Origin of the sequence: Streptomyces venezuelae, from assembly GCF_008642315.1 — a bacterium.
In the GTDB taxonomy this organism is placed as follows: Bacteria; Actinomycetota; Actinomycetes; order Streptomycetales; family Streptomycetaceae; genus Streptomyces; species Streptomyces venezuelae_D.
The window spans coordinates 6,412,891-6,427,057 of record NZ_CP029192.1 but is presented as its reverse complement, the minus strand read 5'-3'; the positions used below and the strand labels follow the sequence as shown (position 1 = coordinate 6,427,057).

12 protein-coding genes are annotated in these 14,167 nt (G+C 71.8%); 9 read left to right on the top strand and 3 right to left on the bottom strand.

What is annotated here, in order from left to right; translation table 11 throughout:
* Nucleotides 1-71: 71 nt before the first annotated feature.
* Entirely contained in the window at nt 72-380 is a 309-nt protein-coding gene (locus DEJ48_RS28180) for a hypothetical protein (RefSeq protein ID WP_150219027.1), read from the bottom strand.
* A gap of 167 nt (nt 381-547) precedes the next feature.
* Here DEJ48_RS28180 and DEJ48_RS28175 point away from each other — a divergent pair, with 167 nt between their 5' ends.
* From DEJ48_RS28175 to DEJ48_RS28155, 5 genes are all read left to right on the top strand, one after another.
* Entirely contained in the window at nt 548-916 is a 369-nt protein-coding gene (locus DEJ48_RS28175) for an arsenate reductase family protein (protein WP_150219026.1), read from the top strand.
* Nucleotides 917-1,052: 136 nt separating this feature from the next.
* Entirely contained in the window at nt 1,053-1,523 is a 471-nt protein-coding gene (locus DEJ48_RS28170) for a hypothetical protein (RefSeq protein WP_150219025.1), read from the top strand.
* A gap of 162 nt (nt 1,524-1,685) precedes the next feature.
* Entirely contained in the window at nt 1,686-2,714 is a 1,029-nt protein-coding gene (gene glnII / locus DEJ48_RS28165) for a glutamine synthetase (protein ID WP_150219024.1), read from the top strand.
* A gap of 280 nt (nt 2,715-2,994) precedes the next feature.
* The gene (locus DEJ48_RS28160; protein WP_150219023.1) at nt 2,995-3,570 is read left to right on the top strand and encodes a winged helix-turn-helix domain-containing protein; all 576 of its coding nucleotides are present in this window, start codon (nt 2,995-2,997) and stop codon (nt 3,568-3,570) included.
* A 72-nt stretch (nt 3,571-3,642) separates the two neighbouring features.
* On the top strand, nt 3,643-4,626 hold the full coding sequence (locus DEJ48_RS28155; protein WP_150219022.1) for an NAD-dependent epimerase/dehydratase family protein: 984 nt from the start codon (nt 3,643-3,645) through the stop codon (nt 4,624-4,626).
* Between the two features lie 63 nt (nt 4,627-4,689).
* On the opposite strand, the gene DEJ48_RS28150 is transcribed toward DEJ48_RS28155, so the two are convergent.
* Nucleotides 4,690-6,873 carry an MMPL family transporter gene (locus tag DEJ48_RS28150; protein WP_190537640.1) on the bottom strand — a complete coding sequence of 728 codons (2,184 nt, stop codon included), beginning with the start codon at nt 6,871-6,873 and terminating at the stop codon, nt 4,690-4,692.
* A gap of 258 nt (nt 6,874-7,131) precedes the next feature.
* On the opposite strand from DEJ48_RS28150, the gene DEJ48_RS28145 reads away from it, so the two are divergent.
* Genes DEJ48_RS28145 through DEJ48_RS28135 form a run of 3 tightly spaced genes read left to right on the top strand, consistent with a single transcriptional unit; the run spans nt 7,132 to nt 10,450 of the window.
* Nucleotides 7,132-8,403 carry a sensor histidine kinase gene (locus DEJ48_RS28145; RefSeq protein ID WP_223832233.1) on the top strand — a complete coding sequence of 424 codons (1,272 nt, stop codon included), beginning with the start codon at nt 7,132-7,134 and terminating at the stop codon, nt 8,401-8,403.
* Entirely contained in the window at nt 8,388-9,041 is a 654-nt protein-coding gene (locus tag DEJ48_RS28140) for a LuxR C-terminal-related transcriptional regulator (protein ID WP_150219020.1), read from the top strand. Before DEJ48_RS28145 ends, DEJ48_RS28140 begins: the two co-directional genes overlap by 16 nt.
* Before the next feature lie 32 nt (nt 9,042-9,073).
* Nucleotides 9,074-10,450, top strand: a complete 1,377-nt coding sequence (locus DEJ48_RS28135; RefSeq protein ID WP_150219019.1) for a DUF1996 domain-containing protein — start codon at nt 9,074-9,076, stop codon at nt 10,448-10,450.
* A 28-nt stretch (nt 10,451-10,478) separates the two neighbouring features.
* Here DEJ48_RS28135 and DEJ48_RS28130 read toward each other — a convergent pair whose 3' ends face one another.
* Nucleotides 10,479-10,907, bottom strand: coding sequence for a hypothetical protein (locus DEJ48_RS28130; RefSeq protein WP_150219018.1), 429 nt, complete (start codon nt 10,905-10,907; stop codon nt 10,479-10,481).
* Between the two features lie 111 nt (nt 10,908-11,018).
* Between DEJ48_RS28130 and DEJ48_RS28125 the strand changes: the two genes are divergently transcribed.
* Nucleotides 11,019-14,150 carry an alpha-N-acetylglucosaminidase gene (locus tag DEJ48_RS28125; RefSeq protein WP_150219017.1) on the top strand — a complete coding sequence of 1,044 codons (3,132 nt, stop codon included), beginning with the start codon at nt 11,019-11,021 and terminating at the stop codon, nt 14,148-14,150.
* The last annotated feature ends 17 nt before the right edge of the window (nt 14,151-14,167 follow it).

The window sequence follows — 14,167 nt, the reverse complement described above, 5'->3', positions numbered from 1 at the left end:
CCGCACTTGCGTCCGAACTCGCGTCCGGACTTGCCTCCGGACTCGCGTCCGCGCCTACGTCCGTGCGCCCCTCACCGGCTGTACCTCATGAGGGCACGGACCATGTGGCAGGTGATGTCGGACGGCGGGTGGATCCCGACCTCCTCCGCCATCCGCCGGATCGTGCTGTTCTTCGCCTGGTTCGGCAGATAGACGCCCGAGTCGAGCAGCGCTATCGCGAGCCGCATGGCCTTCAGGCGGCGGTTGTGGTTGACGTACCACTCGCGCGGGCGTCCGGCGGGGAGCGCCTTCTTCTCCAGCGGTGCGTACGGCAGGTCGATCAGGACGGGCTTGGGAACGGTCTTGGACACACGCTTCGATGTGAGTGCGGCAGCGGGCACAGGCATCCTCCTGTCGCGGTCAGGACCCCCCGTCGGGCGCCCTCGAACACTACTGTGATTCTACTGCCCGGCACTGACAATCGCCGCTGGCCAGACCGGCTTTGGGGTAATCGAACAGAACGCCGCCGCAGGGCCTGGGACGGGTGGTTCGCAGGTAGCGTGTGGGCATGGAGATCTGGATCAATCCCGCCTGCTCGAAGTGCCGCAGCGCGCTCACCCTGCTCGACGCGGAGGGCGCCGACTACACCGTGCGGCGCTACCTCGACGACGTACCCACCGAGGACGAGATCCGCGCCCTCCTCGACCGGCTCGGCCTCGAACCCTGGGACATCACCCGCACCCAGGAACAGGACGCCAAGGACCTGAACCTCAAGGACGCGCAGGCCTGGCCCCGCGACGCCTCCGGCCGCGACCGCTGGATCAAGGCGCTCGCCGACCACCCGAAGCTGATCCAGCGCCCGATCATCACGGCGGACGACGGCACGGCGGTCGTGGGCCGCACCGAGGAGGCGGTGCGGGACGCGCTCTCCCGCTGAGGGCCGCCCCGGGGCCCGGCCGATGGCCCGGCCGAGTGGCTCAGTTGTCCGGCGACCGATGCCTCAAGTCCGGCAAACCGTTACATACGCCTGCCTAGCGTGGGGTGCTCCAGACCGGGAGAGGAAGGAGCGCGCCGTGCGGAACTGGCTGTCCGGAGGTGTATACGGAACCGTCCTCGCGAGCGCGCTGCTCGCGGCGCTGCAGTCGCAGGGCGACACCTATACGCCCTACTACGACGCGTCCTGGGTGATGGTGACCGCCGGCACGGCCGCCCTCGCCCACGGCTACGCGCACCACATGTCGACGCACCGGCCGGGCCACGGCACGCACCGCTGGCGCCAGCTCGGCTGGGCGCTCGTCGACGAGTGGCCGGTGGTCGTCGCCTGCTGGCCGACCGTGCTGCTGCTCGTCCTCGCCGGCGCCTTCGGCTGGCCCGAGAGCCGCGTGACGTACGGCGGACTGCTCCTGAACGCCGTCCTCCTCTTCGCCTGGGGCACCGTGGCCGCGGCGCGGGTCGGCTACCGGCGGCGCTCCGCCGTGCTGATCGGCGGCGCCGACGCGACGATCGGGCTGGCGATAGCGGCCGCCAACGCGGTCATCAAGTGACCGGGCGGCCGTGACCTCGGCCACACCCGCCCCAGGTAACACGGGGTTCACACAAGAGCAACGGTCGGGAAATCGCCGGTTGCCAGTCTTCCGGCCATCACCACGGCACCGCAGCGCCCGCACGTTCTGCGCCGTACCGAGCGTTATGAGGATGAGGCCCCCGTGACCTTCAAGGCTGAGTACATCTGGATCGACGGCACCGAGCCGACCGCGAAGCTCCGTTCCAAGACGAAGATCCTCGCGGACGACGCGAAGGGCGCCGAACTGCCGCTCTGGGGCTTCGACGGATCCAGCACGAACCAGGCCGAGGGCCACGCCTCGGACCGCGTGCTCAAGCCGGTCTTCACCTGCCCGGACCCGATCCGCGGCGGCGCGGACGTACTCGTCCTGTGCGAGGTCCTCAACACGGACATGACGCCGCACGCGTCCAACACCCGCGCCGAACTGGCCGAGGTCGCGGGCCGCTTCGCCGCGCAGGAGCCGATCTTCGGCATCGAGCAGGAGTACACGTTCTTCGAGGGCGACCGCCCCCTCGGCTTCCCCGTCGGCGGCTTCCCCGCCGCGCAGGGCGGCTACTACTGCGGCGTCGGCGCGGACGAGATCTTCGGCCGTGACGTCGTCGAGGCGCACCTGGAGCACTGCCTCACGGCCGGCCTCGGCATCTCCGGCATCAACGCCGAGGTCATGCCCGGCCAGTGGGAGTTCCAGGTCGGCCCGCTCGCGCCGCTGGAGGTCTCCGACCAGCTGTGGATCGCCCGCTGGCTGCTCTACCGCACCGCCGAGGACTTCAAGGTGTCGGCCACGCTCGACCCGAAGCCGGTCAAGGGCGACTGGAACGGCGCGGGCGCGCACACCAACTTCTCCACCAAGGCGATGCGCGAGGGCTACGCCCCGATCATCACCGCCTGCGAGTCCCTCGGCGAGGGCTCCAAGCCGATGGACCACGTCAAGAACTACGGCGCGGGCATCGACGACCGCCTGACCGGTCTCCACGAGACCGCGCCCTGGGACGAGTACAAGTACGGCGTCTCCGACCGCGGCGCCTCGGTCCGCATCCCGTGGCAGGTCGAGGTGGACCAGAAGGGCTACATCGAGGACCGCCGCCCCAACGCGAACGTCGACCCGTACGTCGTCACGCGCCTCCTCGTCGACACGTGCTGCACCGCGCTGGAGAAGGCCGGCCAGGTCTGATCCCGGACCCGTCACCGCAGGGTCGTCCGCCGATTACGGTGGGCGACCCCGACTTCATCTGATTCAATGGAGCCATGGGCAGCCACCAGAACACCGCGACAGGTCGTCATGACCTCGAGCCTTTCTGGCCCTCCCGTCAGCACCACGACTTCGACCGGGTGTGTTGCCGCGCGACGAACGCGCGGGCCCTCTAAAGCCGTTCACCCGGCCTTCGCCTGACGCGCACGACGTACGTCTCGTTCTCGACGACTCCCTCTTCGCGCGAAAGAGCTGACTCCCCATGGCGAACTCCCGTACTTTCACTGCCTCCGCTCCCTCCACCCTCACCCCTCCCCCGGTGTCCGGCCGCGGCCGACTGCGAGCCGTCGCGCCCGACGAGGTGGTGCAGATCGCCGACTTCCTGCCGCCGGGCGCCACCTGGCTGCCCGCGCCGCAGCACACGCTGCCGACCCTGCCGGGACAGCCGCCGATGGTCGGCTACCTCGTCCTCGTACCGGCGGGCCAGGAGCCCGTGGCCGCCACTCCAGCACCCGTGCGGCCCGAGGCATCCCACGCCCCCGCCCCGGGCCCCATCAGGATCGACGCCGTGCAGCGCGCCGCCGAGGTCGAAGGACGCGTCCTCGACCTCACGTATCTGGAGTTCGAGCTCCTCGCCCACCTCGTCGCGCACCCCCACCGGGTGCACACCCGCGACCAGTTGGTGACGACGGTGTGGGGGTACGGCCACGTGGGCGACGGCCGCACCGTCGACGTCCACGTCGCGCGGCTGCGCCGCAAACTGGGCGCCGAGCACCGCAGGACGATCCAGACGGTGCGCCGCGTCGGCTACAAGTACGCGCCGCCGACCCCCCGCTGAGCTGCGGTTCCCGACTCTGCCCCGAGCAGAAACCGGTTCACAGGGCCGGGGCGGCGGGGCAGAGTCACCGCCATGAGACTTCTGATGCTTGGCGGTACCGAGTTCGTGGGGCGTGCGGTCACCGAGGCGGCCCTCATACGGGGCTGGGAGGTGACGGTCCTCCACCGCGGTCACCACGCGGCGCCGGAGGGGGCACGTGCCGTGCACGGCGACCGCACCGCGGAGGGCGGCCTCGACGCGCTGGCCGACGGTGAGTGGGACGCGGTGGTCGACACCTGGTCGGCGGCGCCGCGGGTGGTGCGGGACGCGGCCCGGCTGCTCGCGGGGCGCGCGGGGCGGTACGTGTACGTCTCCAGCGCCTCCGTGTACCGCTACCCGGGCGAGGCGGGCTCCGACGAGAGCTTCCCCGTGGTGGACGGCGACCCGGACGCGGACGCGACGGCGTACGCGGAGGACAAGCGGGGCGGCGAACTCGCCGCCGTCGCCGCGTTCGGGGAGGAGCGGACGGTGCTCGCGCGGGCCGGTCTCATCCTCGGCCCGTACGAGAACATCGGGCGGCTGCCGTGGTGGCTGAACCGGATGGCGCGCGGCGGGACGGTCCTCGCCCCCGGGCCCCGGGACCTCGACATCCAGTACGTCGACGTGCGGGACCTCGCCGAATGGGTCCTGGACGCGGCGGCCGACGGGCTGCACGGCGCGTACAACCTGGTGAGCCCCATGGGGCGGATCACGATGGGGGAGCTTCTGGAGGCGTGCGCGGAGGTGGCGGGCCCGGAGGCGACGCTCCGCTGGACGGAGCCGCAGGTGGTGCTCGACGCCGGCATCGAGCAGTGGTCGGAGCTTCCGGTGTGGCTGGCCCCGGGCGAGCTGCACGACACGATGCACCGGACGTCGTCGGAGAAGGCGGTCGCGGCGGGCCTCAGGGCCCGGCCCGTCGCCGAGACGGTGCGCGACACGTGGGAGTGGCTGCGGTCCATCGGCGGCACGGCGCCGCAACGGCCCGACCGGCCGGTCGTCGGGCTCGCCCCCGAGAAGGAGGCGAAGGCTCTCGACTGAACAAAGGCAGGCCCCCGGTGCGGACGACGCCGCGCCGGGGACCTGCCTCACGCCGTGCGAGTGTCAACGACCGCTCGGCACCGGGGAGTTGTGCGCGTAGGGCCGCGCGGTCGGCTCCGCCTCCTCGTGGGAGATCTTCGGCAGCCACCGCAGGTACCGCGGCGTGTGCCAGTTGCGCTCGCCGAGGAGGGTCATCAGGGACGGCAGCAGGAGCATGCGGACCACCGTCGCGTCCAGGAGGACCGCCACACCCAGGCCCACGCCCATCTGCTGCATGTCCTGCATGGAGAGCGTGCCGAACACCGCGAAGACCGCCACCATGATCACGGCCGCGCCGGTGACGGCGCCCGCCGTGCGCGTGATGCCCTCGCGGATCGCCGCGCGGTTGTCCATGCCCCGGTCGCGGGACTCGCGGATCCGGGAGACCACGAACACGTGGTAGTCCATGGAGAGCCCGAAGAGGACGACGAGGACGAACAGCGGCATCCAGTTCTCGATCGCGCCGACCTTCTCCGAGCCGATCAGCTCCGCGCCCCAGCCGTGCTGGAAGACGGCGGTCATGACGCCGTAGGCGGCGCCCACCGACAGCAGGTTCAGGGCGATCGACGTCACCGCGATCACCACCGAGCGGAAGCAGAACAGCATCAGGAGGAACGTCACCGCGGTGATGAAGGCGAAGACCGGCACGATGCCCCTGCCGAGCTGGTCGCCGAAGTCCTCGGACGAGGCCAGGTCCCCGCCCACGTACGCCTCGACGTCCATCCCCTCGAAGGCCGCCGGGACCGTGTCGTCCCGCAGCTGGTGCAGGGCCTTCTTCGCCTCGGCGTCCGTGCCGGTGCCCGGCAGCGGGACCGCGATCTCGGCGACGCCCGACGCCTTGTGGACGGTGAGTTCCGCGCCGTCACCGGCCTTCCGGGTCAGCGAGTCGAGGGCGTCCCGTACGGGCCGCGCACCGATGTCGTCCGCCTTGACGACCACGCGGGCCGGGGCGGGGCCGCCCGGGAACTCGTCGGTGATCTTCTGGTACGCGACGGACAGCGGCGCGTCGGAGCCGAACTGCTTCTCCAGGCCGAGCTGTTCGGTCTTCATGCCGAGCGCGGGCGCGGCGAGGGAGAGCAGGAGGACCGCCGCGCCGACGGCGAAGAACTTCGGACGGGCGAGGACGGGGCGCAGCACCTTGCCGGCCAGGCCACCGCTCGCGTGCACGCCCTTCTTCGCGCGGCGGTTCAGGAACGGGATGCGGCCGGCGTCGATCCGGTCGCCGAGCCCCGCGAGCAGCGCGGGCAGGACGGTGACCGAGCCGAGCATCGCCACGCACACGACGAGGATCGTGGCGACGGCGAAGCCCTTGAAGAGGAGCAGCCCGGACAGGAACATGCCGGCCATGGCGACCATCACGGTGAGGCCGGAGACGAGGACGGCGCGTCCGCTGGTCGCCGCGGCGATCCGCAGGGCCGTCTCCGCGTCCCGTCCCGCCGCGCGCTCGTCCCGCTCGCGGCGCAGGTAGAAGAGGCAGTAGTCGACGCCGACCGCGAGCCCCATCAGGAACATCACGGAGTACGTCGTCTCGAACAGGTGCAGTTGGTGGCTGGCCAGCGAGAGCAGTCCGAACGCCGCCACGCACGCGGTGAGCGCGAGCCCCACCGGCAGCAGCGCGGCGACCACCGCGCCGAAGGCGATAAGGAGGATGCCGAGGGCCAGCGGCACCGCGGTGAACTCGGCCTTCTTCAAGTCGTCGGCGAGCAGATCGGACAGCTCCTTCTCGGAGCTCGCGTCGCCGAACTGGTGCACGGAGATGCCGCGTCCCGCGCCGTCCTGCCGCGCCTTGTCCACGGCGTCCAGTACCGGCTGGACGCGGTCGCCCGCCTCGTCCGACGGCCCCTTGATCGCAAAGCGGAGCAGCGCGTCCTTGCCGTCTTCGGAGGGCAGCGGCGCCTTGAGACCGCGTACCTCGCCGGTCGCGTCCAGCGCCTTCGAGAGGTCGGCGGCCGCGTCCCGCCAGCCGTCGGCGGTGCGCGCGCCGACCATGACGAGCTCGGCGGCCGGCTCGTCGATGCCCGCGTCCTTCAGGATCTCGGCGGCGCGGCCCGAGTCGCCGACGCCCATCTCTTCGTCGGAGGCGGTGACCGTGCCGACGGCCCCGCCGATGACCGTGGCCAGGACCACGAAGACCAGCCAGCCGAGGATGGCCGCCTTCCGGTGGTGTGCGCTCCACACACCGAGTCGTGCCGCGAGGTTCCGCCTCATGGCGCTTCGCCCCCATCAAGTCTGCGTGAGTATGCGTCGGATAAGACGTGACTCACGCTAGAAATCGGGAGCCTCGCGCCCCAGCCGCCGAGACCCCCTCTGCCCGAGGCACAGGGCGACGACGAGGGGTGTCGTCAGGTACACCCCCGCCCGGGTGGAGGGCCCAATGACGCACCCTCGGGCAGCGACGAAGATATGACCGTGCCGGACGCACGGAACGCGGCCGGATCCACGGTGTGACGAGAGGGATTGATGACCATGACGAGGCTCAAGGACGCGGTGGTCGCGGGGGCGCGCGGCCTCTGCCTCACGCTCTTCGCGCTGGTGGGTTCGATCGTCCTCTTCGTGTTCTCCGTGCTCTCGATCGCGTTCATCCTGCTGGGCATCGGCGTCTTCACGACACCGGCCGTCCTCACGGTGCTGCGCAAGTACGCCAACACCTACCGCGGCCTCGCCGGGGCGTGGTCGGACGTGACCATCCCGCACGCCTACCGCCCCTTCCCGCCCGACCTGCGGTCCGGCGTCACGGGTCAGGTGGAGCGCTGCTCGCTGATGCTGAAGGACCCGGCGACCTGGCGCGATCTGCAGTGGCTGCTGGTCAACATGACCGTGGCGCCGATCGTCGCGGTCCTCGCGCCCTCGCTGATCCTCTACATGGTGTACGGCTGGGTGCTCGCCGCCGGCGTGTGGGAGCCGATCTACGACGCGGGCGGCGGCGAGTGGTTCGCGTTCATCCACGTCACCTCGCAGGACACCGCCGACCAGGCGGCGCTGCTCGGCACCGGCTTCTTCCTCCTCGCGGTCTTCGTCAACCCCTGCCTCGTGCGCGGCCACTTCCTCCTCGCCCGCGCCTGCCTCTCCCCCACCGCGCGGATGCGTGAGCGCGAACTGGCGCGGCGCGTGGACCGGCTGACCGAGACCCGGCACGACGCCGTCGACAACTCCGCCGCCGAGCTGCGCCGCATCGAGCGCGACCTGCACGACGGCGCGCAGGCCCGCCTGGTCGCCATGGGCATGGACCTCGGCACCATCGAGGCGATGATCGAGACCAACCCCGCCAAGGCCAAGGAGCTGATCGGCAAGGCACGGCAGAACTCCGGTGAGGCGCTCACCGAGCTGCGCGACCTGGTCCGCGGCATCCACCCGCCGGTCCTCGCCGAACGCGGTCTCGGCGACGCCGTCAAGGCCCTCGCGCTGCGGCTGCCGCTGCCCACCGAGGTCGACGTGGAGCTGGCGGGGCGGGCGGAGGCGCCGGTCGAGTCGGCCGCGTACTTCGCGGTGAGCGAGTCCCTGACCAACGCGATCAAGCACTCGGGCGCCGACCGCGTCTGGGTGGACATGCACCACGCCGACGGCATGCTGCGCATCGCCGTCACGGACAACGGCAAGGGCGGGGCGGTCGCCGGTGCGGGCTCCGGGCTGAGCGGCATCGAACGCCGGCTCGGTACATTCGACGGCGTACTGGCCGTCAGCAGTCCCGCGGGCGGCCCGACCATGGTGACCATGGAGATCCCTTGCGTGTTGTCCTAGCCGAAGACCTCTTCCTGCTGCGTGACGGCCTGGTGCGGATGCTGGAGGCGTTCGACTTCGAGATCGCGGCGGCCGTGGAGAGCGGGCCCGAACTGACCAAGGCCCTGGAGGAGTTGCAGCCGGACGTCGCCGTGGTCGACGTCCGGCTTCCGCCGTCCCACACGGACGAGGGGCTCCAGTGCGCGCTCGCCGCCCGCCGGGCCCGCCCCGGGCTGCCCGTCCTGGTCCTCTCGCAGCACGTGGAGCAGTTGTACGCACGCGAGCTCCTCGCCGACGGGAACGGCGGCGTCGGCTATCTCCTCAAGGACCGGGTCTTCGACGCGGCGCAGTTCATCGACGCCGTGCGACGGGTCGCGGCGGGCGGCACCGCGATGGACCCGCAGGTCATCCAGCAGCTCCTGACCCGGCGGTCCGCCTCCGACGAACCGCTCGGCGCGCTCACCCCGCGCGAGCGCGAGGTGCTCGAACTCATGGCGCAGGGCCGGTCGAACGCGGCGATCGCGGCGCAGCTCGTCGTCACCGAGCGGGCCATCGCCAAGCACACCTCCAACATCTTCGGGAAGCTGGACCTGGCGGTCTCCGACGACGACAACCGCCGGGTCCTCGCGGTCCTCGCGTATCTGGACCAGGGGCGCTGAACACAGCGGGCCGCTGATGCGTATGTAGCCCCATGGGACGTACCTCACGAAAACGATCAAGGCTGGCGCGGCGCGTGGTCGCCGCGTCCGCAGCGGTAATCATGGGCGGCGGCGGCCTGGTCGCCGTGAACGTCTACGCGAACGCCGAGGAAGGCACGGATCGGCCTCCGCCGCAGAGCGCCGGGCAGCAGGCGTCGACCATCAGCTGCCCGGACGTGGGCAACCAGCTGCCGGAGGTGCCGGACGCCGCGCGCGGCGAGGTGGACCGGCGGCTCGCCGATCTCGACAGCCAGATCACGGACGCGTACGGGCGGTTCGAGCAGACCCAGGACAAGGAGTCCCTGCTCGGGCCCCTGGAGGAGAAGCGCAGGGAGACCCTCGGCGGCATCTCGGACACCCTGGAAAGCTCCGGCGCCCCTGCCGGGAACCTCGACAGCATGGCGCCCTGCACCGTGCGCGCCGACGACCAGGAGGAGTCGGGAGGACAGGAGCAGGGCTCGGGGGAACAGAGCGCGTCCGCCAACGGACCCGAGGCCGGGGACTTCGTCGAGATCCGGTCCGTCCGGCCCAACGTCAACCGCCCCCGCAACGGCCGCAACGCCTCGCGCGGCACCTTCACCACCCGGTGCGGCCGCAACGAGAACGGCAAGTTCAACCCGGACAACGTCATCGTCGCGCCCGGAGTGAGCAACGGCGCCCACCACATGCACGACTACGTGGGCAACCAGGCCACGGACGCCTTCTCCGACGACGACGACCTCGCGAACGGGCGGACCAGCTGCCGCAACCAGGGCGACAAGTCGACGTACTACTGGCCCGTCCTGCGCCTGCAGAACGGCGAGAACGAGGACGACGCGCAGGCCGACGGCGGCGGCAAGGACCAGAACGTCGGCGAGATCCAGACACCCGCCTCCGTGTCGCTGAAGTTCGCCGGGAACCCGGTGAGCAAGGTCGTCGCCATGCCGCGCTTCCTGCGCATCATCACCGGTGACGCCAAGGCGTTCACCAACGGCGACGCCAACGCCAACGCGTCGTGGAGCTGCACCGGCTTCGAGAACCGGCAGCTGAAGGACAAGTATCCGATCTGCCCCGAGGGCAGCAAGGTGGTCCGTACGTTCAACTTCCAGAGCTGCTGGGACGGGCAGAACACCGACAGCGCCAACCACCGCACCCACGTCGCCTTCGCCGATCCGCGGACCGGCGCCTGCCCGCGCGGCTTCCGTGCCGTGCCGCAGCTGGTGCAGCGCATCGTGTACGACGTGCCGCCGGGCCCCGGCTTCGCCGTCGACTCGTTCCCCGAGCAGCTGCACAAGCCCGTCACCGACCACGGCGACTTCATCAACGTCTTCGACGAGCGGCTGATGCGGCGCGTCGCCAAGTGCGTCAACTCCGGTCAGCGCTGCAGCTGACCGCTGCCCCCCCGGACCGCGGCGCCGCTCACCCCTCGTGGTGGCCGTGGTGGCCCCCGCCGTGCCTCCCCGCGGCGTCCACCACGGTCCCGCCGAGGCGGTCGTGCAGCGCCGCGATGTCGTCGGCACCGCCGACCGCCACCCAGCTGCTGCCACCGACGAGGTACGTACCCCCGTAGTCGTTCGCCTCGTCGAGCCATTCGGCCTGGCCACGGGCGTTTGTAAAGGTTACGAGCACGTAGCGCCGGGCACCGTTCTGACAGGTGGCCTGGCGCAGCTCGGCCGCGTCCGTCCGGACGTCGGGCCTGCACCCCGCCTCGGCCGCCAGCTGCTCAAGGCTGCCGCTCGCCGTGCGTGGTGTGTCGTCACCCCCCGAGCCGCACCCCATCACCATCATCAGGGCTCCCACAGCCATGCCCGAAAGCGCGTACCGCGCCCCGCCGACCGTCCTCGTCATCGTCCCACCAGTCTCTTCCGGCGAGTTCAACTCGCCTGTCTCGTATGCACCGTTGATGACGGTCGGCCGCCCGGCTACCGTGCGCCGCAGCCTTCACCCCAGGGGGTACACATGTCCGAACCGTCCAGACGTACGGTGCTAGGCACCGCCGGAGCCCTCGGCCTCGGCGCCGCCGTCGGCGGCGTACCGCTGCCGGCCCACGCGGCCGACGGGCCCGCGGGTTCCGCCGCGGGCCCCGCCCTCGATACGGATTCCGCGCGCTCCGCGCTCAACAGACTCCTGCCGCATCACGCGGAACAGTTCCGGCTCAGACTTCTTCCCGCGCGGGGCCGCGAGGACCGTTTCGAGGTCACCGGCACGACCGGCCGGATCGAGGTGTCGGGGACCACGCCCGCCGTACTGCTCACCGGCGTCCACTGGTACCTGAAGTACGTGTGCGGGGCGCACATCACGTGGAACGGCAGCCAGCTCGACCTGCCGCGCAGGCTGCCCGCCCCGGCCAGGACGCTCAGGCGCAGCACCTCGCTCCCCCACCGGTTCGCCCTGAACGACACCAACGACGGGTACACCGCGCCGTACGCCGACTGGACGTACTGGGAGCGGATGATCGACGTGCTCGCCCTGCACGGGTGCAACGAGGTCCTGGTGATCGCGGGCGCCGAGGCGGTGTACCGGAAGGTGCTCACCGAGTTCGGCTACTCCGACGCCGAGGCCGGGGCGTGGCTGCCCGCGCCCTCGCACCAGCCCTGGTGGCTGCTGCAGAACCTCTCCGGGTACGGAGGTCCGCTCTCCGACCGACTCGTCGCGGACCGGGTCGCGCTGGGGCGGCGCATAGTGCGGCGGCTTCGCGACCTCGGTATCGCGCCGGTCCTCCCCGGCTACTACGGCCACGTGCCCGACGGGTTCGTCGAGCGCAACGGCGGCGACGCGCGCGTAGTCCCGCAGGGCGTCTGGCACGGGTTCAAGCGGCCCGACTGGCTCGACCCGCGCACCTCGGCGTTCGCGAAGGTCGCCGCCGCCTTCTACCGCCACCAGGAAGAGCTCTTCGGCCCCGCCGACCTCTTCAAGATGGACCTGCTGCACGAGGGCGGCACCGCGGGCGACGTGCCCGTGCCCGACGCGGCGCGCGGCGTGGAGGCGGCCCTGCGCAAGGCGCGGCCGAACGCCACGTGGGTGATCCTCGGCTGGGAGGCCAACCCGCTGCCCGCGCTGCTCGACGCCGTCGACAGGAAGCGCATGCTGATCGTCGACGGCGTGTCCGACCGGTACGCGAAGGAGCCGGACCGGGAGAAGGACTGGGGCGGCACCCCGTACGCCTTCGGGACGATCCCCAACTTCGGCGGCCGCACGACGATCGGCGCCCGCACCCACCTGTGGAACGAGCGGTTCTTCGCCTGGCGCGACAAGGCGGGCAGCGCCCTGACCGGCACCGCGTTCATGCCCGAGGCCACCGACCGCGACCCCGCCGCCTTCGAGCTCTTCTCCGAGCTGGCGTGGACGAAGGCGCCGGTGGACCGGGCCGCCTGGTTCTCCTCGTACGCCGACTTCCGGTACGGCGGGCGGGACGCCGACGCGCGGTCCGCGTGGCGCACCCTGAACGCGACCGCCTATGAGCACACCGCCGTCGAACGCAGCGACCCGCACGACTCGCTCTTCGCCGCCCGCCCCGACCTCACGGCGGCGCGCGCCGCCGAGTACGCGCCGCGGGCGCTCACCTACGACCCGGGCCGCTTCGACGCCGCGCTCACCGGGCTCCTCGGCGTGGCGGGACCGCTGCGGGAAAGCGCCGCCTACCGCCACGACCTGGTCGACGTCGCCCGGCAGGCACTCGCCCACCGCAGCCGCCAGCTCCTGCCGCAGCTGCGGACGGCGTACGAGCGCAAGGACCGGCGGACGTTCGGGACGCTCGCGGAGCTGTGGCTGCGGCTGATGCGGCTCTCCGACGAGGTGACGGGCACGCACACGGCGTTCCTCCTCGGCCCGTGGACCGCGGCCGCCCGCCGCATGGGGACGACCGAGGCGGAACGCGCCGAGTTCGAGCGGACCGCCAAGGTCCTGATCACCGTGTGGGGCGAGCGCGCCACGGCCGACGCGGGCCGGCTGCACGACTACGGCAACCGCGAATGGCACGGCCTCATCGCCGACCTGTACGTGCCGCGCTGGCAGACGTGGCTCGACGAGCTGGCCGACGCGCTCGCGGCGGACCGGGCGCCGAAGCCGGTGGACTGGTTCGCGCTGGAGGAGAAGTGGACGCGGGAGCGCAAGGACTACCCGCGGCGCCCGCAAGGAGCCTCCCCGCACCGTGTCGCCTCCCGTGTCCGTGACGTCCTGGCGCGGGCGCCCTACCAGGGCAGCCTGGAGGTCACCGCCGACCCGCCAGCCGTTCCGCCCGGGGGCCGCTCCCGGCTGACGGCCTCCTTCCGCAACGTCAACGGTCTCCGCGCCACGGGCCGCGTCGACTTCGCGTTGACGGGCATCGAGGCGGAGCCGACGGGGCCCGTGTCCCTGCCGCGGGTGGCCCCCGCGGGCACCGGCGAGGTCACGTGGCGGGCCTCGGCCCCGGACACCCCGCTGGACCGCCCGCTGCGCCCGCTCCCCTACGAGATCACGGTCCGGTACGGGCCCGCGGGCGAGCGGCGGGTGCGAGCCGTCCACGAGGGTGTGCTGTACGAGGCGGGCCCGGTGGACGACGCGTGGGACTCGTACACGAACAACGCCGCCGTCTTCGGCCAGTTGGGAGAGCGGTACGCGATCGACGGGGGCGGCGCGGACCTCTGGAAGGGCACGGCGGAGTTCGGGACGCTCTACCGCAAGGGGGCCCTGCGGGACGGGGTGTCCGTGACGGTACGGGTCGACGAGCAGGCGAAGACGGGCCCGTGGGCCAGGGCGGGCCTCATCGCCCGCAACTCCCTCGCCACACCGCTGTCCCCGGGCTTCGTGGACCTGGCGGTGACGCCCGCCAACGGAGTCGTCCTGTCCTACGACACGAACGGCGACGGCACGCTCGACACGTACAAGCGCATCACGGGCATCACGGCGCCGGTACTGCTCCGGCTCTCCCGCAGCGGGGACTCCTTCACGGGGGCGTGCTCGACGGACGACGGCGCGACGTGGCGGACGGTGGCGACGGTGCCGGTGCCGGGGGCCGCGGCGGTCCAGGACGTGGGGCTGTTCATGAGCGCGACGAACGGGGGTGACGGGGCCCGCGGGACGGTGGAGTTCAGCGGGTGGAAGCTGGGATAGCGCCGGGAAAAGGGAGT